Annotated in this window: 14 protein-coding genes and 1 pseudogene; 11 read left to right on the top strand and 4 right to left on the bottom strand. The window is 68.2% G+C overall.

The annotated features are described in order from the left end of the window. Nucleotides 1-18: 18 nt before the first annotated feature. On the bottom strand, nt 19-2,367 hold the full coding sequence (locus E3O65_RS13065; RefSeq protein ID WP_134364165.1) for a glycosyltransferase family 2 protein: 2,349 nt from the start codon (nt 2,365-2,367) through the stop codon (nt 19-21). A gap of 193 nt (nt 2,368-2,560) precedes the next feature. Between E3O65_RS13065 and E3O65_RS13070 the strand changes: the two genes are divergently transcribed. From E3O65_RS13070 to E3O65_RS13115, 10 genes and pseudogenes are all read left to right on the top strand, one after another. Further along, nucleotides 2,561-4,111: a chitinase gene (locus E3O65_RS13070; protein WP_241985867.1), complete on the top strand. Its 1,551-nt coding sequence runs from the start codon at nt 2,561-2,563 to the stop codon at nt 4,109-4,111. A 102-nt stretch (nt 4,112-4,213) separates the two neighbouring features. After that, nucleotides 4,214-4,927 carry an ATP-binding cassette domain-containing protein gene (locus tag E3O65_RS13075; protein ID WP_134364167.1) on the top strand — a complete coding sequence of 238 codons (714 nt, stop codon included), beginning with the start codon at nt 4,214-4,216 and terminating at the stop codon, nt 4,925-4,927. Then, the gene (locus tag E3O65_RS13080) at nt 4,928-7,018 is read left to right on the top strand and encodes a YhgE/Pip domain-containing protein (protein WP_134364168.1); all 2,091 of its coding nucleotides are present in this window, start codon (nt 4,928-4,930) and stop codon (nt 7,016-7,018) included. It abuts the gene before it with no gap. Nucleotides 7,019-7,108: 90 nt separating this feature from the next. Next, nucleotides 7,109-7,702, top strand: coding sequence for a TetR/AcrR family transcriptional regulator (locus tag E3O65_RS13085; protein ID WP_134364169.1), 594 nt, complete (start codon nt 7,109-7,111; stop codon nt 7,700-7,702). An 8-nt stretch (nt 7,703-7,710) separates the two neighbouring features. Continuing rightward, complete coding sequence (locus E3O65_RS13090) at nt 7,711-8,205, top strand: DUF3151 domain-containing protein (RefSeq protein WP_134364170.1); 495 nt, start codon at nt 7,711-7,713, stop codon at nt 8,203-8,205. Beyond that, nucleotides 8,206-9,492, top strand: coding sequence for an adenylosuccinate synthase (locus E3O65_RS13095; RefSeq protein WP_134364171.1), 1,287 nt, complete (start codon nt 8,206-8,208; stop codon nt 9,490-9,492). 177 nt (nt 9,493-9,669) lie between these two features. Beyond that, nucleotides 9,670-10,314 (top strand): GNAT family N-acetyltransferase, encoded by a 645-nt coding sequence (locus tag E3O65_RS13100; protein ID WP_134364172.1) that lies wholly within the window; start codon nt 9,670-9,672, stop codon nt 10,312-10,314. Between the two features lie 239 nt (nt 10,315-10,553). After that, nucleotides 10,554-11,570 carry a DMT family transporter gene (locus tag E3O65_RS13105; RefSeq protein WP_277870457.1) on the top strand — a complete coding sequence of 339 codons (1,017 nt, stop codon included), beginning with the start codon at nt 10,554-10,556 and terminating at the stop codon, nt 11,568-11,570. A gap of 118 nt (nt 11,571-11,688) precedes the next feature. Beyond that, nucleotides 11,689-12,006 (top strand): annotated as a pseudogene (locus E3O65_RS16980) (chorismate mutase); the annotation flags it as partial. Nucleotides 12,007-12,281: 275 nt separating this feature from the next. Next, nucleotides 12,282-13,235, top strand: a complete 954-nt coding sequence (locus E3O65_RS13115; protein ID WP_134364174.1) for an SDR family NAD(P)-dependent oxidoreductase — start codon at nt 12,282-12,284, stop codon at nt 13,233-13,235. A 117-nt stretch (nt 13,236-13,352) separates the two neighbouring features. On the opposite strand, the gene E3O65_RS13120 is transcribed toward E3O65_RS13115, so the two are convergent. The 3 genes from E3O65_RS13120 to E3O65_RS13130 all read right to left on the bottom strand — a co-directional run bounded on the left by E3O65_RS13120 (nt 13,353) and on the right by E3O65_RS13130 (nt 17,383). After that, complete coding sequence (locus E3O65_RS13120) at nt 13,353-14,306, bottom strand: hypothetical protein (RefSeq protein ID WP_134364175.1); 954 nt, start codon at nt 14,304-14,306, stop codon at nt 13,353-13,355. 178 nt (nt 14,307-14,484) lie between these two features. Further along, nucleotides 14,485-16,794 (bottom strand): phosphoribosylformylglycinamidine synthase subunit PurL, encoded by a 2,310-nt coding sequence (gene purL / locus E3O65_RS13125; RefSeq protein ID WP_134364176.1) that lies wholly within the window; start codon nt 16,792-16,794, stop codon nt 14,485-14,487. Nucleotides 16,795-16,921: 127 nt separating this feature from the next. Continuing rightward, nucleotides 16,922-17,383 carry a DUF3817 domain-containing protein gene (locus tag E3O65_RS13130; RefSeq protein WP_134364177.1) on the bottom strand — a complete coding sequence of 154 codons (462 nt, stop codon included), beginning with the start codon at nt 17,381-17,383 and terminating at the stop codon, nt 16,922-16,924. A 153-nt stretch (nt 17,384-17,536) separates the two neighbouring features. Between E3O65_RS13130 and mgrA the strand changes: the two genes are divergently transcribed. After that, nucleotides 17,537-18,562, top strand: a complete 1,026-nt coding sequence (gene mgrA, locus E3O65_RS13135; protein WP_134364178.1) for an L-glyceraldehyde 3-phosphate reductase — start codon at nt 17,537-17,539, stop codon at nt 18,560-18,562. Nucleotides 18,563-18,601 lie beyond the last annotated feature (39 nt).

The raw sequence follows: 18,601 nt of genomic DNA on the forward strand, positions 1-18,601 counted from the left end.
TCGCCGCACCGGCCGGGCTCAGCCCAGGTTCGCCCGGCGTCGGCGGTCGTTGCCGCCGCGGAGGTCGCGGTTGAGCCGGCGATCACCGAAGTACAGCACGGAAGCCCAGTCGACCTCTTCCGGGGTCTTGGGCACGATCACCGGCGGCGCCGCTTTGGGCTTCTTCGGAGAGACGTACAGCCAGCTCACCACACCCAACGTGATGTCCACGATCGAGTTGCGAATGCCGATGTAGGACTTGATGGCGGACGCCGCCAGAACGGCGTTCAGCGTGGCGAAGGCCACATTTCCCCAGCTCTGGTCCAGATAGTTGCGCCAGATCGTGAGCAGCGAGAAAGCGACGATCAGGTAGGGGACGACCACGTACAGGGCCGGTGCGGCCGTACGGTTCTTCACCTTCGGCGTGCGCACGAAGGGGATCTTCTCCCCGGTGATGGCCTGCTGCATGGACTTGAGCACCCCGGCCAGGTTGACCGGAAGGAGCACGAGGTTGAAACCGTAGATGCGGAAGATGTCGCTGAAGCGGTGCCCGGAATCCCGGAGGTCGCTGCCCATGGCCAGGAAGTACGGCAGGGCCGCGATGAAGACGACGGGGCTGAGCAGACGGCTGTCGTAGGGGTACCCGAGCAGGAAGAGCAACCCGAAGCTGGCCCAGGCGATGGACGCCATGTAGTTCACCCTGAGAAGCACCTCCCGGAAGAGGATCTTCTCGCGCTGGTGACGCCGGTGGGTCAGCTGCGTCCATAGCTTCGGCAGGATGAGCAGGCCACCGTTCGCCCAGCGTCGACGCTGCACGACGAGCGAACCGAAGTCGGGCGGCGTGGCGCTGTAGCTGAGGCGCTCGGGGTAGTTGGCGAGCGTCCAACCGTGGGTGCCGAGGTCGACGCTCGACTCGGTGTCCTCGATGACCGTGCGGTCCTGAATGTAGGTGCGGATCTCGAACCCACCGACAGTCTCCACCTCGACGATGTCCTCGATCGCTTTTTTGCGGATGATGGCGTTGGCCCCCACCCAGAAGGTCGCGCCGTAGTACGTCATGCCCTGGTGCAAGATGTGCTGGATGTCGGTGGTCGCGCCGGCCAGGCGCTCGATCCGGGTCGGGGCCCCGCGGAAGGAGGAATACGGCGTCTGAGTGACGGCGACGCGTTCGTTGCCGGCCGACTCCAGGAAGTAGACCAGGCGCAGGCAGTAGTCCCGCAGCAGCAGCGAGTCGGCGTCAAGCGTGAGGATATAGGTGGTGTCGGGCGTGACCAGGTCGTCGGGGTGTGGCCCGTCGTCGGTCTCGCGGAGCACTACGGAACCGGCGGTGACCTCGCTCTGCCAGCGGTGTCCCATCAGTGAGATGTACGAGTTGAGGTTCATCGCCTTGTTGGCCTCGTGCGAGAGGTTGCTGTACTTCTTGCGCTCGAAGGTCTCGGTGCGCACGGTGAAGATCCAGGTCAGCCGCTGGTAGAGCTGGCTGATCCGGCTGTTGTCCGGCGACGTGCCCTGCGCCAGGGCGGACGTGAGGGCCAGGATGGTCAGTCGAAGCTCGCGGGCGAGCCCCATCACGACCAGATCCACGAAGAACTCGTCGACGTGGTCTTCGATGCGCTCCGTCTCGGCCATGTTCTCGAGCCAGGCGGCGGCGGCCTCGTACTCGGCGACGAGGAGAAGGAGTTCCGCCCGGGAACCTGCTTCCTCGGTGTGGGCCCGGCTGTGGAAGGCGGCCAGGGCCGCGGTGAACCGGGCTGCGGGAACGCTGAGGACCGCTGCGATGTCATCCGTCAGCGCCCGGGTCTCTTCGAGGCGGGCCATGATGGCCGGATCGGTCGGGAAGGGCGGGTCGTCGACGAGGAGCACGATTTTCAGATCGGGGAATTCCTGCAGTGCCGCGGACCACAGCGTGGCCCGCACGACGTGGGGCTCCTCCGCATAGGAGGGGACGAGCACGGTGATGCCCTCGTTGTAGTGCGCGTAGTGCCGGTCGAGCTCACCGCGGGGAACGCGCTGGTGGTCCTTGAACCGGTACAGCGCGCCCTGGCGGGCCAGGAGATACATCAGGGCGGAGAAGGTCAGGAAGGTGACCACGATGACGTAGGAGATGGTCTCGACCTGGAACCGGAAGCCCGCGTCGGGGTTGTTCGCCAGCTGCTTGATGATGGTGGAGAACAGGTAGTAGGCCCAGGCCAGAATCGTGGTGACGATTGCCAGGCGCCCGAGGGTCAGCTTGCGCTGCGACGGCACCGGATGCACGATCGAGAGCGGTTCCGAGCGTTTTTCCGAACCCCACTGCCGTTTGCGGGCCGCCGCGACGCGCGGAGCGGCCTCAATCCCGAGCTCCGACAAGCCCAGTGACTCGTCCGAAAAAACTGCCTGATCTGTCATGGTTCTCCGAGTGCTGGCCGAACGGGAGGTCAGTCGCCCGTGGAACTTTCGGACCGCGAACCCCCAACCGGGCACGCTGTAATCCGACAATTGCCTTCATAATAGGCGATGGAGAAACGTCGGGCCGCTCGGCCGGCAACATCGTGGGGAGAATTTCTTGTCAAAGCGCTTTCCTGGTCGCAAATTGTCGTTGGTGAGGGTGCTCGCGCTCGGGGTTGCGGCCGGAGCCGTCGTCGTCGGAGCAGGTTACGGCTGGAGCGGATTCGAGGATTCCCGCGCCGCCGCAGCCGGGTCATCCGGTTTCGCCGGCTATGTCGACGTCACGGCGACGCCCACGTATGCCTTTGAGCGGCCGGTTTCGGACGAGGCCGCGAACGTCGTGCTGTCGTTCATCGTGGCCGACCCCGACGAGGAATGCACGCCCACCTGGGGTGCCAGCCAGAGTCTCGGCGAGGCCGAGATCAATTTAGACCTGGACCGGCGCATCGCCCGGCTGGTCGGTGACGGCGGCGAGGTCTCCGTGTCGTTCGGCGGCCTGGCCAACGACGAGCTGGCCACGGTGTGCACGGATGCCGACAAGCTCACCAGGGCCTACGCGGCCGTCGTCGACCGCTACAACCTCACGTCGATCGACTTAGACGTCGAGGGAGACAACCTCACCGACGCGGCTGCCGGCGAACGTCGGGCCGAAGCCGTAGCTGCCCTGCAGAAGAAGCGGCACGCCGCGGGCGAGGACCTCACGGTCTGGCTGACTCTCCCGGTGGCCCAGACTGGCCTGACCGAGGACGGTCTCGTCGCGGTGCAGCAGATGCTCGACGCAGACGTGGACCTGGCCGGCGTGAACGTGATGACCATGGACTTCGGCGGAAAACGCCCGACCTCCATGCTCGACGCATCGATCGCGGCGGCCGAGGCCACCCACGCGCAGCTGGCGGACCTCTACGAGAGCAACGACCTGGCGATCGGGTCACAGACGCTGTGGCGCCAGATCGGCGTGACGCCGATGATCGGCCAGAACGATGTGCCGGGGGAGATCTTCACACTGGAGGACGCCGCCGGGCTGAACACGTTCGCCCGGGCCAAGGGACTCGGCCGGGTGTCGCTGTGGTCGCTGAACCGCGACTCGACCTGTGCGCCCAACTACCCGGATGTGACCCGGGTGTCCGACGGCTGCAGCGGCGTCGATCAGGGTGATGCCCTGTTCGTGGACGTGCTCGGCCAGGGCATCACCGGACAGCTGGACTCGGACGTCGTGGAGGAGGAGCCCACCGCGAGCGCCGAGGTGGTCGACGACCCGGCCACGAGCCCCTACCCGATCTGGGATGAAGAGGTCGCCTACGTCAAGGCAGACCGCATCGTCTGGCACGGCAACGTCTATGCCGCCAAGTGGTGGACCACCGGGGACCTGCCGGACGACCCGTCGGCTGCCTCTTCCGACGTGGCCTGGGACCTGATCGGCCCGGTCCTGCCGGGCGACAGGCCCGTTCCCGTGCTGACCGTGCCGGCGGGAACCTACCCGGAGTGGTCGACAGAGATCGTCTACCAGCAGGGTGACCTGGTCCTGTTCAGCGACCGGGTGCTCATCGCCAAGTGGTGGAACCGGAGCGACAGCCCCCAGGCCGCGCTCGAGGGCGCGACCGCCTCACCCTGGCGACTGCTGAAGAACGAAGAGGTGCAGGACATCCTCTCGGAGCTGGCCGCGGCCGAGCCGACGGCCGAGACGACGGCGGAACCGACCCAGTAGCGCGCCCGAACCGAGCCCGGCACGCGTCGCGGGGTGCACTGGTACACGGCCTATCGATCTCACGTTCTATACTGACTAGTCAGTACAAACGAGAGGATCGACGTGCAGTCGACAGTGAGGGCGCATGATCTCGCCCTGCGATTCAAGCGGGGCGCGGTTTACGGGCCCCTGAGCTTCGAGGCCGGAACCGGCCTCACCGTGCTCTGCGGCCCCACCGGCAGCGGGCGCACCAGCCTGATGCTGACCCTGGCGGGGCGCATGAAGCCGAGCGAGGGAACCCTCGAGGTGCTCGGGCACGAGCTGCCCAAACGGGCTCGCCGCGTGCAGAAGAGAACCGGAATCTCCGGTTTCCACGACATCGACACCCTCGAGGAGTCCGTCACCGTCGGCGCCGCGATCCGCGAGCGCACCGCCTGGATCTCGCCCTGGTGGGCGTTCATCCGCACCGTCGACGACGCCGCGGTGCGCCGGGCCTGCGCCGCCGCGTTCGGCGACGTGCCGATCCCCGCCGCCGACACCGTGATCTGGGATCTCGACGAGGTTCAGACGGTGTTACTGCGGGCCGCGCTCGCGCTCATGAACGAGCCGAGCATCCTCTTTTTCGACCAGGTCGAGCAGGTGCACGAGCCGGAGTCCCGGCGCATCCTCTGGCAGCGCCTGGCTGCGCTCGCCGCAATGGGCACCAGCGTGATCGCCTCCGCGACCGCGCCCGAGACCGACATCTGGGACGAGCTCGGCATCTGGCCGACCATCGTGATGATGAACAAGGCCGTTCCGCTGAACACGGCCGTTCCCATGGATCAGGAGACCCGCTAAATGTTCGCCTTCCTCTCCTCGGGCACCGAGCTGCACCGGTTCGGCAAGGGCAAGATGCCCAAGATCGCCCTCGTCGTGCTCATGTTCATCCCACTCATCTACGGGGCGCTCTACCTCTGGGCCTTCTGGGCGCCCGACCACGAACTCGACCACCTCCCCGTGGCCCTGGTGAACGTGGACGCCGGCGCGAGCCGTGACGGCGAGGCGGTCACCGCCGGGCAGGACCTCGTCGATGAGCTGGTCGACGGCCACGAGCTCGACTGGACCGTGACGAGCAGGGCGGATGCCGCCGCGGGCGTCAAGGACGGCGACTACTACTTCTCGGTCACCATCCCGACCGACTTCTCCGCCAGCGCCGTGTCCGCCGGCACCGATTCCCCGCTGCCCGCCACCGTGCAGGTCGACTACAACGACAGCAACAGCTTCCTCGCGACCACCATGGGCAAGCAGGCCATGGTGCAACTGCGGGACGCGGTCGCCACCGAGATCGGCGATCAGACCGTGAACGCACTCCTGGTGGGCGTGGACGAGGCCGGTGACGGCATCCGTTCGGCAGCGGATGGCGCGGGTCGACTGTTTGACGGGCTCAGCACCGCATCGGCCGGTACCGGCTCCCTGCTGGTGGGCCTCGATGCCCTGGCCGACGGCGCGGTCACCCTCGATGACGGCGCTGCGCGTCTCACCGACGGCGCCGGCAGCCTGGCCGCCGGACTGGACACGCTCTCCGCGGGCGCCACGACACTCGCCGGCTCCGCGGTGACGCTCGCCGAGGGAACCGGCCTGGTGTCCGACGGGATGCAGGCCGCCGCGACGGGGGCAGCGACCCTTTCTGAGAAGTCGGTGCAACTGTCCGACGGCGCCGGCGCGATCGCCACCGGAACGGGCAACATCGCGGCCGGCACAGCCTCGGTCAACACGGGCGTGACCGACCTCCTCACGGCGATGCAAGCCGCCCCGGCAGGAACCCCGGTCTCGGCTTTCCTGCCGGCCGTCGAGAATCTGCGCGTGGGCGCCGGGGTCGTCGACACGGGTGCCCAGGGTGCCCTCACCAGGACCAAGAACTACGCCGGGCTCAGCCAGCAGTTCAGCGCCGGAGTGGGGGAACTCTCCACCAAGCTCACCGCCGGGTCCACCGGCGCCGCTCAGGTCGCCGCCGGGGCGGGGCAGCTCTCCGCCGGCGCGGCCTCACTGGCCGAGGGAGCCGGAACGGCGGCATCCGGGGCAGAAACCCTTGTCGATGGCAGCGAGCAGCTCGGCGCGGGAACCAGGTCGCTGGTCGACGGCACCGGCGAACTCGCGGCGGGCGGGGCCACCCTGAACGCCGGCACCGTCGAACTCACCACCGGCAGCGGCACTCTCGCCGACGCCCTCGGCACGGGCGGCGAGAGCGCCCCAAACCTCACCACGGAGCAGATCGCACAAAAGACGGCCGTGATCGCCAGCCCGGTCACCCTCGTGCAGAACTGGGAGAACGCCTCCGGCAGCTTCGGAGAGGGCTTCGCGCCCTTCTTCCTCGCCCTGGCCACGTTCGTCGGTGGGCTGATCACCTGGCTGATCCTGCGCGCGCTTCCCACCCGAGCGCTTGCCAGCGCCGCCTCGGGCCTACGTGCGACCATGACCGGCTTCCTGCCGGCGATGGCCATCGGGCTCAGCCAGGTCGTGATCATGGTGCTCGTGCTGGTTTACGGCATCGGGTTGCAGCCTGAACACTGGCTCGGCATGAGCGCGTTCCTCTATCTGACGACGCTGTCCTTCCTCGCCCTGCAGCAGATGTTCATCATCCTGCTCGGCACCGCGGCCGGCCGCGTGGTCAGCCTCGTGCTGCTCATGCTGCAGCTGAGTTCGTCGGGAGGAACCTACCCGGTGGAGACCACGCCCGTGTTCTTCCAGGCGCTGCATCCGTACATGCCGGCCTCGTATGTCGTGACCGGGCTGCGTGAGCTCATCACGGGGGGCATCGACTCTAGACTGTGGGTCTCGGTCGCCGTTCTCGCCGTCATCCTGGTCGGATCGATCGCGATCAGTGCCTGGAGCGCCGGACGCCAGCGGATTTGGACGGTCGGCCGGCTGCATCCCGAACTGACCATCTGACCTGCGGGCCCCGGCCGCCGCAGCCGGCACGACACCCGCACCGATTTCGCACGAATCCACACAACGTCCCACACGGGGAAAGGAACTCCCATGGCCCGCGCCACCGGAACAAAACGCGCCATCCTGGACGCGACGCTGGAATTGGCCGCGACCAAGGGCATCAGCGGCACGACCATGGATGAGGTGGCCGAGCGGGCCGGGGTGGCCAAGGGCAGCCTGTACTACAACTTCAGTTCCAAGGACCGGCTGTTCGAGGAACTGCTGCAGGAGGGGGTCGGCGCGGTCGCCGACACCCTCCGTGAGGCCTCCGCCGGGCTGCACGGCAGTGCGGCGCTGGAGGCTCTGGTGCGCGCCCTGCTCGACCGGATCGCGGCGAACACTGCTCTGTCCAAGCTGATGGCGGCGGAGATCTTTCGCACCGACCGCACCTGGCAGAAGACGCTGTTCGCACTGCGGCACGAGGCGCTTGCCGTGTTCGCCGACGCGATCGCAGAGGCGAAGCCGCTCAGCCGGGCCGACGGAACGTGCGGTCTGATGGCGTCCAGTGTGTTCGGCGCCGTGCTCATGTCGGGCCTGGAATGGCTGGTCTTCGAGCCCGAACGACCGCGCGACGAGGTGGCTGCGGCCATCCTCGGTTCCCTCTCCGGCGGCCTGTTCGGTGAGGAGCGGTCCGCGTCGCGTTAGGATCGAGTGTGACCGGCGACAATTTGATTGAGCAGCCCGATACCCTTCTTCCCGCGGAACCGGAGGTGATCGAGGCCCTCCGTCGAGCCGATAGCAGCAACATTTCTGCCGTGGTGTCGGCCAATCCGACCTCCTCCCTGGCGTGGGCCGTTCTGGCCGACGCCACGTACCTGGAGGGCCGCATCCTGGAGTCCTACGCCTACGCGCGTGTGGGCTACCACCGCGGCCTCGACGCGCTCCGCAAGGCTGGCTGGCACGGTCACGGACCGGTGCGCTGGACGCACGAACCCAACCGCGGGGTCTTGCGGGCGCTCTACGCGCTGCGCCGGGCCGCGGGCGAGATCGGCGAACAGAACGAGTTCGACCGTCTCACCACCTTCCTGAACGACGCGGATCCCACCGTGATCAGCCGCATCGTCCAGGAGACCATCACGCCGGACGGCTACCGGGCCACAGACCCGGCCCCGCCCACCGAGGCGTTCTTTATCCGAGGAGAAAACTAAATGCCAGCGATCGTTCTGATCGGAGCCCAGTGGGGCGACGAGGGCAAGGGCAAGGCCACCGACCTCCTCGGCAGCAGGGTTGACTATGTGGTCAAGTTCAACGGCGGAAACAACGCCGGACACACCGTGGTCATCGGCACCGAGAAATACGCGCTGCACCTGTTGCCGTCCGGCATCCTGACCAATGGTGTCACCCCGATCATCGCCAACGGCGTGGTCGTCGACATCGAGGTGCTCTTCGAAGAGCTCGACGCGCTCATCTCCCGCGGCGTCGACGTCTCCCGCCTCAAGGTGAGCGCCAACGCGCACATCATCACCCAGTACCACCGCACGGTCGACAAGGTCACCGAGCGCTTCCTCGGCAAGCGCCAGATCGGAACCACCGGCCGCGGTATCGGCCCGACCTACGCTGACAAGATCAACCGCGTCGGCATCCGCGTGCAGGACCTGTTCGACGAGAACATCCTGCGCCAGAAGGTCGAGGGCGCCCTGGCTCAGAAGAACCACTTGCTGGTCAAGGTCTACAACCGCCGGGCGATCACGGTCGACGAAATCGTCGAGGACCTGCTCAGCTACGCCGAGCGCTTGCGCCCGATGGTCGCCGACACCGCCCTGTTGCTGCACGAGGCACTCACCGAGGGCAAGACCGTGCTGTTCGAGGGCGGCCAGGCCACCATGCTGGATGTCGACCACGGCACCTACCCGTTCGTCACCTCCTCCAACGCGACCTCCGGCGGAGCCGTGACGGGTTCGGGCATCGGTCCGAACCGGATCGACCGCATCATCGCCGTCGTCAAGGCGTACACGACCCGCGTCGGCGCCGGGCCGTTCCCGACCGAGCTGTTCGACGAGTCCGGCGAGTTCCTGCGCGCCAACGGCTTCGAATTCGGCACCACCACGGGGCGACCGCGCCGCTGCGGCTGGTACGACGCGCCCGTCGCCCGCTATACGGCCCGGATCAACGGAGTCACCGACTTTGTGCTCACCAAGCTAGATGTGCTCACCGGCCTCGCCACGATCCCCGTCTGCGTCGCCTACAGCGTCGACGGCGTGCGCTTCGACGAGGTTCCCGTGTCGCAGTCGGACTTCCACCATGCCAAGCCCATCTTCGAGGACTTCCCCGGCTGGACCGCGGACATCACCGGAGCACGCACCTTCGAAGACCTGCCGCAGAACGCTCAGGCGTACGTGCTCGCCATCGAGAAGATGAGCGGCGCCCGCATCTCTGCGATCGGCGTCGGCCCCGGCCGCGAGGAGATCATCTCGCGCCACGATCTCGTCGACTGAGGTAGGCCGCGCCGGGCTCCGCCCGGTGCCCTGACGAATTCGACGGAGATTTCGCTGCCGGTGGGCGAAAACAGGCCCGCGGCATCCGATATCGCGAAAATCTCCGTCGAATTCGTTCGCGCCGATCTGACCGCTGCCGTTCATTCGGCGGCAACCTGGCGCTGGCACAGTTTTCGCATGACCGCCGAACGACCAGAAAGCATCGCCATCGCGGGCCACTACGTGCGGCTCGAACCGCTCACCCGGCCGCTCCTGCCGGAGCTGCACGGAGCCATCGCGCATCCGCTGGTCTTCGACGGCGGTTTCGGCGGCGGCCCTGGCGGGCTCCGCACGGACCTGGCCGGGTTTCGTGACTGGGCGGACGCCTATGTGCAGTGGGCGGGACTGCCCTTCGCGGTGCGCCTCGTGGGTGGTCCGCACGACGGTGACCTGGTGGGTATGTCCACACTCGGCGACCTGAACCTGGAGCAGGAGTCGGCGCACGTGGGCTGGACCGCCTATGACCCTCGGGTCTGGGGCAGCGCCGTCAACGCGGAGACGAAGCTGCTGCTGCTCGGCTTGGCGTTCGAGCACGGGTTCGGGCGGGTGAAGATACAGGCGGATGTGATGAATGTGCGGTCCTGCGCGGCCATCACTGGCCTCGGTGCCACCTACGAGGGCGTGATCCGTCGGGAGCGGCGGCGGGCCGACGGCAGCTGGCGGGACACCGTGATCTACTCGATCCTGGAGAGCGAGTGGCCCCGGGTGCAGGCCGGGCTCCGGGCGCGGCTCGATGGGCGAGGTGCGGAGCCGGTGCGATACCGCATCCGTCAGTCGCACTGAACGAATTCGACGGAGATTCTGCTGCCGGAGGGCGTAAACCCGCCCGCGGCATCCGTTCGCGAGAAAATCACCGTCGAATTCGTTCGTGCACGGCGGGGCGTCCTGACGGGTTCTCGAGACAGTGTGCCGGTGCGGACGAACGGGTCACTTCTGCCATTGATCGGCGGGTTTCCGCCCATGCACTCTGTTGCGGCCGGAACGGGGTGCGCGGTGTCGGCGAGGCGCGATACAGTCGGCGGGTGAGAGACGCTTCGGCCACCGGCCGCCCCCTGGTCATCCTCCAGTTTCTGGGCATGGGTGTGGTCTGGGGTGCCAGCTTCCTGTTCATGAAGATCGCGCTCGAGGGAGTCACCTTCGGCCAGGTCGCGTGGTCCCGGCTGGTGCTCGGGGGGCTCACGCTGGGCCTGATCGTGCTGGTGACGCGCCCGCGTGTTTTCGATGGGCCGGTACTGCCACGCGAGACGATCGTCTGGTTGCATTTCTTGGTGATCGCGATCTCTGGATGCGTCGTGCCGCACCTTTTGTTCGCGTGGGCAGAGCAATACGTGTCCTCGAGTCTGGCCAGCATCTACAACGCCGTGACGCCGATCATGACAGCGGTGATGGCGACGCTGGCATTCCGGGTGGAGCGGCTCGTGCGCGGGCAGGTGGTGGGCATTCTCGTCGGTGTCGCCGGGGTGGTCGTGATCATCGCGCCGTGGCGCTATGCGGCGTTGACCGGTGACCTCTGGGGCCAGCTCGCCTGCCTGGGCGCGGCCGTCTGTTACGGGTTCACGTTCGGCTATACGCGGCGGTTCCTGAGCGGGCGGCCGATCGCCCCCGCGACCTTCGCGTTCCTCAACATCGGCCTCGCCGGGACGATCATGCTCGTTGCGACCCCGGTGCTGGCGTGGCATCCCGTGGCGCTGACCGTGCCGATCGTGTCTGGTCTTCTTGTGCTCGGAGCGCTCGGCACGGGCGTGGCCTACATCTGGAACATCAATGTGCTGCGCGCGTGGGGGCCCACCAATGCATCCACCGTGACGTACGTCACGCCCGTGGTCGGCGTGGTCCTCGGGGTACTCGTGCTGTCGGAGACCTTCTCCTGGCACGAGCCCGCCGGGGCGGCCCTGGTGTTGCTCGGAATCCTGCTGACGCAGCGGCGGCTGCGGTTGCCCGGGTGGGCTGCGCGGTCGCGGGGGCGCGGGCGCGCGGCGGCGCTGGCTGCGGCTGAGGCGTCCGGGTCGTCCGGTTCGCTCGAGCGGTCGCGGGGGTAGCTGCCATCGGGTGTCGCCGAACTCGACCGGAAGCGTCGACCTCGACGGGGCGCGCGGTCTCGGCGGGTGGGGGAGGCCGCGAATTCGGGCAGTACGCGCGAAACGGTATCGTCGAACCATGGCCGCACACGAGGAATTGCCCGCCGGCGCGGGTCAGGAAGCGATCGTCGAGCTGGGCAGCATCCGTCAGAGCATCGACAACATCGACGCCGCGCTGATCCACCTGCTCGCGGAGCGGTTCAAGTTCACCCAGCAGGTCGGACGGCTCAAGGCCACGCACGGCCTGCCGCCCGCAGACCCCGAGCGGGAGTTGCTGCAGATCCGGCGGCTGCGCGGGCTCGCCGAGGAGGCCCGACTCGACCCGGCCTTCGCGGAGAAATTCCTCAACTTCATCATCGCCGAGGTCATCCACCACCACGAGAAGATCGCCGGCACCGAGCCAGCGAACGGGTCCGCGCCGCGGGCGGCGGGCGAGCGAGCGGATGCCGCATCTCCGACTGCCGGCACGGGCACCGCTACCTCGGACGCGGGGACGGGCACCGCAGACTCGGCGGCGGGCACGGGCACCGCTGCCTCGGACGCGGGGACAGGCACCGCAGACTCGGCGGCGGGCACGGGCACCGCTGCCTCTCGCTCCGAATCATTGGGCCCCGATTCTCACTCGGAGGCGACCGGCCCCGATTCCTCTCCCATCACGTCGCCGACCGCCTCATGACCGCGCTGACCTCAGCTCGGCCCGTCGCGACCCGCGCCCTCCCGGCCCAGTTCGGCAAGACCTTCGTCGTCACCGGCGCCAACGCCGGACTCGGCTACTTCACCAGCGAGCAGCTTGCCGCCGCGGGCGCCAACGTCGTGCTGGCCTGCCGCAATCCGGCGAAGACGGATGCCGCGCTGGCGGCCATCCGCGCCCGGGTGCCCGGGGCATCCGTGTCGGCCGTGCCGCTGGACCTGAGCGACCTCAGCCAGGTGCGCCGGGCCGCGGACGCGCTGCTGGAGTTGCCGCGGATCGACGGGCTGATCCTGAACGCGGGTATCGTGCACCCGCCGCGCACGCGTGAGCTGAGCCCTGACGGGCACGAAATCGTCTTCGCGACCAACTACCTCGGCCACTTCGCGCTCACCGCGCGGCTGCTGCCGGCACTGCTGCGCACGCCCCGCAGCCGGGTCGTGGCGCTCGGATCGATGATCTCGCGTCTGCTGGATTCTCCGCTGCTCGACCTGCAGTTGGAGTCCGGCTACAACCGGTGGAAGGCCTACGCGCAGTCGAAGATCGCCATGCAGGTGTTCGGCTTCGAGCTCGACCGACGCCTGCGGGCGGCCGGAGCCGGCGGCACTGACGGGGTGCAAAGCCTCGTCGTACACCCCGGTTATTCGATTTCTGGGCTGACGCCGGGCATCCGTGGGGTCAATCAGCCGTCGCGGGCCAGGCGCCTGGCTGACTCCCTGCAATCGTTCGGCGCGCAGGGCAAGGACGCCGGCGCCTGGCCTACGGTGCAAGCGGCCGTCGACCCGGATGCCCGTGGCGGCGACTACTACGGCCCGCGCTACCTCACGCGCGGCCTGCCGACGCTGCAGGAGCCCACGCGCACCTCGCTCGACCCCGCGGTCGCGGAGTCGCTGTGGTCACGCACGGAGCTGCTCCTCGGCACCCCGTTCACCGTCTAGCGCGCGCTTCGCCGTCTATCGGACCGCCGTCAGCGCGTGCGCTCGAAACGCCGCCTACCGACGGGGAGTGGCGGCGTTTCACGCGCACGCGTCGCGCGGATCTGGGCTCGGTGAGTGTCAGGGGATCCAACCGCGATCAAGGAGTGCGGTGCGGATTCGAGCGATTATCGCCTGCGGAAGGTGCGATTTGTTGACACGGATGACTCGCCATCCTTCTTCCATCGCCTCGTCCAGGCGGTCGATGTCACGGTGAAACTGTCGTTCGTCTTCGCGGTGCTGCCCGCCGTCATACTCGATGAGAACCTTGTAGCGGCGATACGCGAGATCACCCAATGCCATGAAGGCGCCAAAACGATTGAGTAGTGTCAGATTCACTTCCGGCTCAGGCAGGCCGGCCCGCACGATCAGGAGGCGAAGCACTGTTTCCCTGGGAGAATCGGTGCGTGGACGCACCAGGATGAGGGCCTCGCGCAGGCGACGTGCACCGGGCAATCCGGCCTGCCGTGCCACGGCTGCGCGTAGTTGTGCCATCGTGGCCGGAGGCCGCTGCCGGCGCACGAGGGAGTCGCCGAGGATGATCAGCTCATCGAGGGTGAGCACCGTCGACAGCTGGACCCACGCATCGACTTCCGAAGCGACGGGGAGGTGTCCCACCTTGACGATGCGCACCCGATCCAGAGGAATGAAATGCCCGCGCACGCCCTTGCCGCTGCGGCGACGGGTCCGAACGCTCGTACCGACATCCACGCTTGACTGCTCCAGGAGTCGGATGGGGAGAGGCAGCCCGTGGAGATGCGCGGCCGTCGCGTGGCTGAAGAACTGATCTGCCGGCATCCGCACCGCATAGTGCTCGGCGCGGGCGCGCGCTGCTGCCCGGATGCGGGACCACCTGTCGGCTTCGCTGGTGGGATGTGGAGACAGGCTGCGCCCGGCGGGCACGCGCACGCCGTGGAAGGGCCGCGCGAGGTCGCTGCGCCGCAGCCGCCCGGAATTGACTCCCAGCTGATGGGCGTCTGCAACTGAAAACGGTCCATCACCGAGCTCGGGTGGCAACTTTGAAGGCGGCCTCATCGAACGATGATGTCATTCGACGCCAGTCGCCCGGTGCTCTATCCACAGGCAGCCGCCGACCCGGCCGACCCGGCCGACCCTCGGGCCTCGCGCGTGCGCGGAAAGGTCCGCTTTCGGCCGGGCCGTGGCGGCCGATTGGCCGCACGCAGGGGAGAGACGGGGTCGGTCGGGGGAGCCCCTACTGGGCGAAGCGGGACGGCAGTGTGCTGCGGTGGCGCGACTGCAGGTCGGCGAGTGACACCGTGAACTGGTCCTGGATCTCCAGGCTCGCCGAGGTCGAGTCGGTCACGCCGATGCGCAGCACCGGGTAGTTGCGCCCCTCGCACAGGCCGAGGAACTTCACGTCGTCCTCCCGGGGGACCGACACGATCACGCGCCCGGCCGACTCCGAGAACAGGGCGACGGATGCGTCGATCCCGTCGCGCTCGCAGATGTCGCCGAGCCACACGCGGGCTCCGACCCCGAACCGGAGCACCGCTTCGGCCAGCGTCTGCGCCAGCCCGCCCGCGCTGAGGTCGTGGGCGCTGTCGATGAGCGCCTCGATCGAGGCCGCGTGCAGCAGCCCGGCCAGGGCGGCTTCGCCGGCCAGGTCGACGACCGGCGGGAGTCCGCCGAGGTGGTCGTGGATGACACCGGCCCAGGCCGAGCCGTCGAGCTCCTCGCGGGTCACGCCGAGCAGGTAGATGTTGTGGCCGTCGTCCTGCCAGCCGCTGGGCACCCGCCGGGCGACATCGTCGATCACGCCGAGCACGGCGACGACAGGGGTCGGGTGGATCGGCTGGTCGCCGGTCTGGTTGTAGAAGGAGACGTTGCCGCCGGTGACCGGGATCTCGAGCGCCAAGCATCCGTCGGCCAGACCGTCTACTGTCTGGGAGAACTGCCACATGACCTCGGGATTCTCCGGCGAACCGAAGTTGAGGCAGTCGCTGATGCCGACCGGCACCGCGCCGGTCACTGCCACGTTGCGGTGGGCCTCGGCGAGGGCGAGCTGCGCGCCGCGGTAGGGGTCGAGCTGACAGTAGCGGCCGTTCGCGTCGGTGGCGATGACGAAGCCGAGGCCCGACTCCTCGTCGATGCGGATCATGCCCGCGTCGTCGGGGAACGAGAGGGCCGTGTTGCCCATCACGTAGCGGTCGTACTGGTCGGTGATCCAGCTCGGGTCGGCCAGGTTCGGGGAGCCGAGCAGGGCGAGGAACTGCTCGCGGAGAGTGGCGGCATCCGTCGGGCGGGGCAGCGCGGAGGCGGAGTCGGCCTGCAGCGCGTCCTGCCAGGCGGGGTAGGCGACCGGGCGGTCGTAGACCGGCCCGTCGACGGCGACGGTGCGCGGGTCGACGTTGACGATCTCCTCGCCGTGCCAGTCGATGACGAGGCGGCCGGTGTCGGTGACCTCGCCGAGCACGCTGGTCTCGACATCCCACTTGGCGGTCACCGCGAGGAAGCCGGCAAGCTTCTCGGGGGTGACGACGGCCATCATGCGCTCCTGGCTCTCGCTCATCAGGATCTCTTCGGCCGTCAGGGTCGGGTCGCGCAGCAGCACCTTGTCGAGCTCGATGAACATGCCGCCGTCGCCGTTGGAGGCGAGCTCGCTGGTGGCGCAGGAGATGCCAGCGGCGCCCAGGTCCTGGATGCCCTCGACGAGCTTCTCGCGGTAGAGCTCGAGGCAGCACTCGATCAACACCTTCTCGGCGAACGGGTCGCCGACCTGCACGGCCGGGCGCTTGGTCGGCCCGCCCTCGCTGAAGGTGTCCGACGCGAGAATGGATGCCCCGCCGATGCCGTCGCCGCCGGTGCGGGCTCCGAAGAGCACCACCTGGTTGCCGGCGCCGGTGGCGTTGGCGAGGTGCAGGTCCTCGTGGCGCAGCACGCCCACGGAGAGTGCGTTGACGAGCGGGTTGCCCTGGTAGACCCTGTCGAACCAGGTCTCGCCGCCGATGTTGGGCAGGCCGAGGCAGTTGCCGTAGAAGGAGATACCGGAGACGACGCCGTGCACGACGCGGGCCGTGTCGGGATCGTCGATGTCCCCGAATCGCAGCGCGTCCATCACGGCGACCGGCCGGGCGCCCATCGAGATGATGTCGCGCACGATGCCGCCGACGCCGGTCGCGGCACCCTGGAACGGCTCGATGTAGGAGGGGTGGTTGTGCGACTCGATCTTGAACGTGACCGCCCAGCCCTCGCCGACATCCAGCACGCCGGCGTTCTCGCCCATGCCGACCATGAGGTTCTTCTTCATGGCGGGGGAGACCTTTTCGCCGAATTGGCGCAGATACTTCTTGGAGCTCTTGTAAGAGCAGTGCTCGCTCCACATCACCGAATACATCGCGAGTTCGCCGCTCGTGGGCCTCCGGCCGAGAATCTGGCGGATCTCCGCGTACTCGCCCGGGGTCAGCCCCAGCGCGTCGAACGGCTGTTCTTTCTCCGGAGTCGAAATCGCGTGCGCAACGGTGTCCGCAATGCCGCGGGAGGGTGTGGTGGTAACAGCGGTCACGAGTGGCGTTCTCCCAGAGATAGCGGATGCTTGACCCCGCCAGTCTACCCGCCGCGTTGAGCCGGTGCGGGTTCCGCGGGTGCCCGGCCGCGCGGTGGCAGCGGCCTGGTGGGGGCCGGGCCGGGCGCTAGCTGCGCCCGCCGGGAGGGCCCAGCGATAGCATCACCGTCATGATCACTACCGCGGCCACGGCGAAACCGCCGATCAGGACAACCGGACGGTTCAGCATCCAGCGCAACAGCCGGCCCACCCAGGTATTGTCCCGAGGGTCGTCGGTGGCGACGCGGCGCCAATCGCCGTCGAGCCGGCCGGTGCGGTCGAGACGGATGTCGAACGGCACCGTCGCGTAGGGCACGATCGCCGTGATCACGGCAAGCACCATCAGTCGCACCGGCCACCGCTGGTTCAGGCCCACCAGCACCGCAGTCAGGGCGTAGCTGATGAAGACGAACCCGTGCAGGGAGCCGGCGATCCGCACCGGGGTGCCGCCGGCATCCGCAACATATTTCAGCAGCATGCCGCCGATCAGGAGGGTCCAGGTCACCGCCTCGGCGATGGCGATGGTTCGGTAGAAGACGCGGGGAGACACGGGGGCAACACTCCAGGGGTGGAAAACGGGGTGGAAGGGGAGCTTCGATCTTCGCAGGGTCGCGGGGGACGCGCATCGTCAGAAGGGGCCCGGCGCGGGAGCCACGGCACGCGCACAGGCCAGGCGCCCAGCCGACTGTGCCACGCTGAAGGGATGACGTACCTTCCAGCTGACACCCGTTACGACTCCATGCCCTACCGCCGCACCGGGCAGAGCGGCCTCAAACTGCCCGCGATCTCGCTGGGGCTGTGGCAGAACTTCGGCGGCACCGCGCCGATGGAGACGCAGCGCGCCATCCTGCGCCGCGCCTTCGACCTGGGTGTCACCCACTTCGACCTGGCCAACAACTACGGGCCGCCCAAGGGCAGCGCCGAAAGCAACTTCGGCGTGCACCTCGCGCAGGACTTCGCCCCGCACCGCGATGAGCTGGTCATCTCCACCAAGGCCGGCTACGACATGTGGTCGGGCCCGTACGGCAACTTCGGCTCGCGCAAATACCTGCTCTCCAGCCTCGACCAGTCCCTCGGCCGGACGGGTCTGGATTACGTCGACATCTTCTATTCCCACCGGGCCGACCCGGACACCCCGCTCGAGGAGACCATGGGCGCGCTGCACACGGCCGTCACGAGCGGCCGGGCGCTGTATGCCGGCATCTCCTCGTACTCGCCCGAGCGCACTCGGCAGGCCGCCGCGATCCTCGCCGAGATGGGCACGCCGCTGCTGATCCACCAGCCCTCCTACTCGATGTTCAACCGCTGGGTCGAAGACGGCCTGCTCGACACCCTCGACGACATCGGCGTCGGCTGCATCGCCTTCTCCCCGCTGGCGCAGGGGCTGCTCACCGACCGCTACCTCAACGGGGTGCCCGAGGGCTCCCGCGCCTCGCAGGCCGGTTCGATGAGCCGTGACATGGTGAACGATGCGACGGTGGGGCGCATCCGTGCCCTGACCGAGATCGCGGATGCCCGCGGCCAGTCGCTCGCCCAGCTCGCCCTGTCCTGGGTGCTGCGACGCGACACCGTCACCTCGGCGCTCGTCGGCGCCTCGTCGGTGAAGCAGCTGGAGACGAACATCGCCGCGATCGACAATCTGGCTTTCACCGCCGAGGAGGTCATCGCGATCGACGAGCACGCCGTGGACCTGGGAATCAACCTCTGGGAGCCCTCCAGCGCCGTCTAGTCCGGGTGGCTCGGGCGCCGGGGATGCTGCTGGTGCTTC

Origin of the sequence: Cryobacterium breve (genome assembly GCF_004402375.1) — a bacterium.
Classification (GTDB): Bacteria; Actinomycetota; Actinomycetes; order Actinomycetales; family Microbacteriaceae; genus Cryobacterium; species Cryobacterium breve.

Bases quoted from the DNA above. Each gene is read 5' to 3' on its own strand.
- E3O65_RS13065 (WP_134364165.1), bottom strand. From the start codon at position 2,367: ATGACAGATCAGGCAGTTTTTTCGGACGAGTCACTGGGCTTGTCGGAG.
- E3O65_RS13080 (WP_134364168.1), top strand. From the start codon at position 4,928: ATGTTCGCCTTCCTCTCCTCGGGCACCGAGCTGCACCGGTTCGGCAAG.
- E3O65_RS13085 (WP_134364169.1), top strand. From the start codon at position 7,109: ATGGCCCGCGCCACCGGAACAAAACGCGCCATCCTGGACGCGACGCTG.
- E3O65_RS13095 (WP_134364171.1), top strand. From the start codon at position 8,206: ATGCCAGCGATCGTTCTGATCGGAGCCCAGTGGGGCGACGAGGGCAAG.
- E3O65_RS13100 (WP_134364172.1), top strand. From the start codon at position 9,670: ATGACCGCCGAACGACCAGAAAGCATCGCCATCGCGGGCCACTACGTG.
- E3O65_RS13115 (WP_134364174.1), top strand. From the start codon at position 12,282: ATGACCGCGCTGACCTCAGCTCGGCCCGTCGCGACCCGCGCCCTCCCG.
- E3O65_RS13120 (WP_134364175.1), bottom strand. From the start codon at position 14,306: ATGAGGCCGCCTTCAAAGTTGCCACCCGAGCTCGGTGATGGACCGTTT.
- mgrA (WP_134364178.1), top strand. From the start codon at position 17,537: ATGACGTACCTTCCAGCTGACACCCGTTACGACTCCATGCCCTACCGC.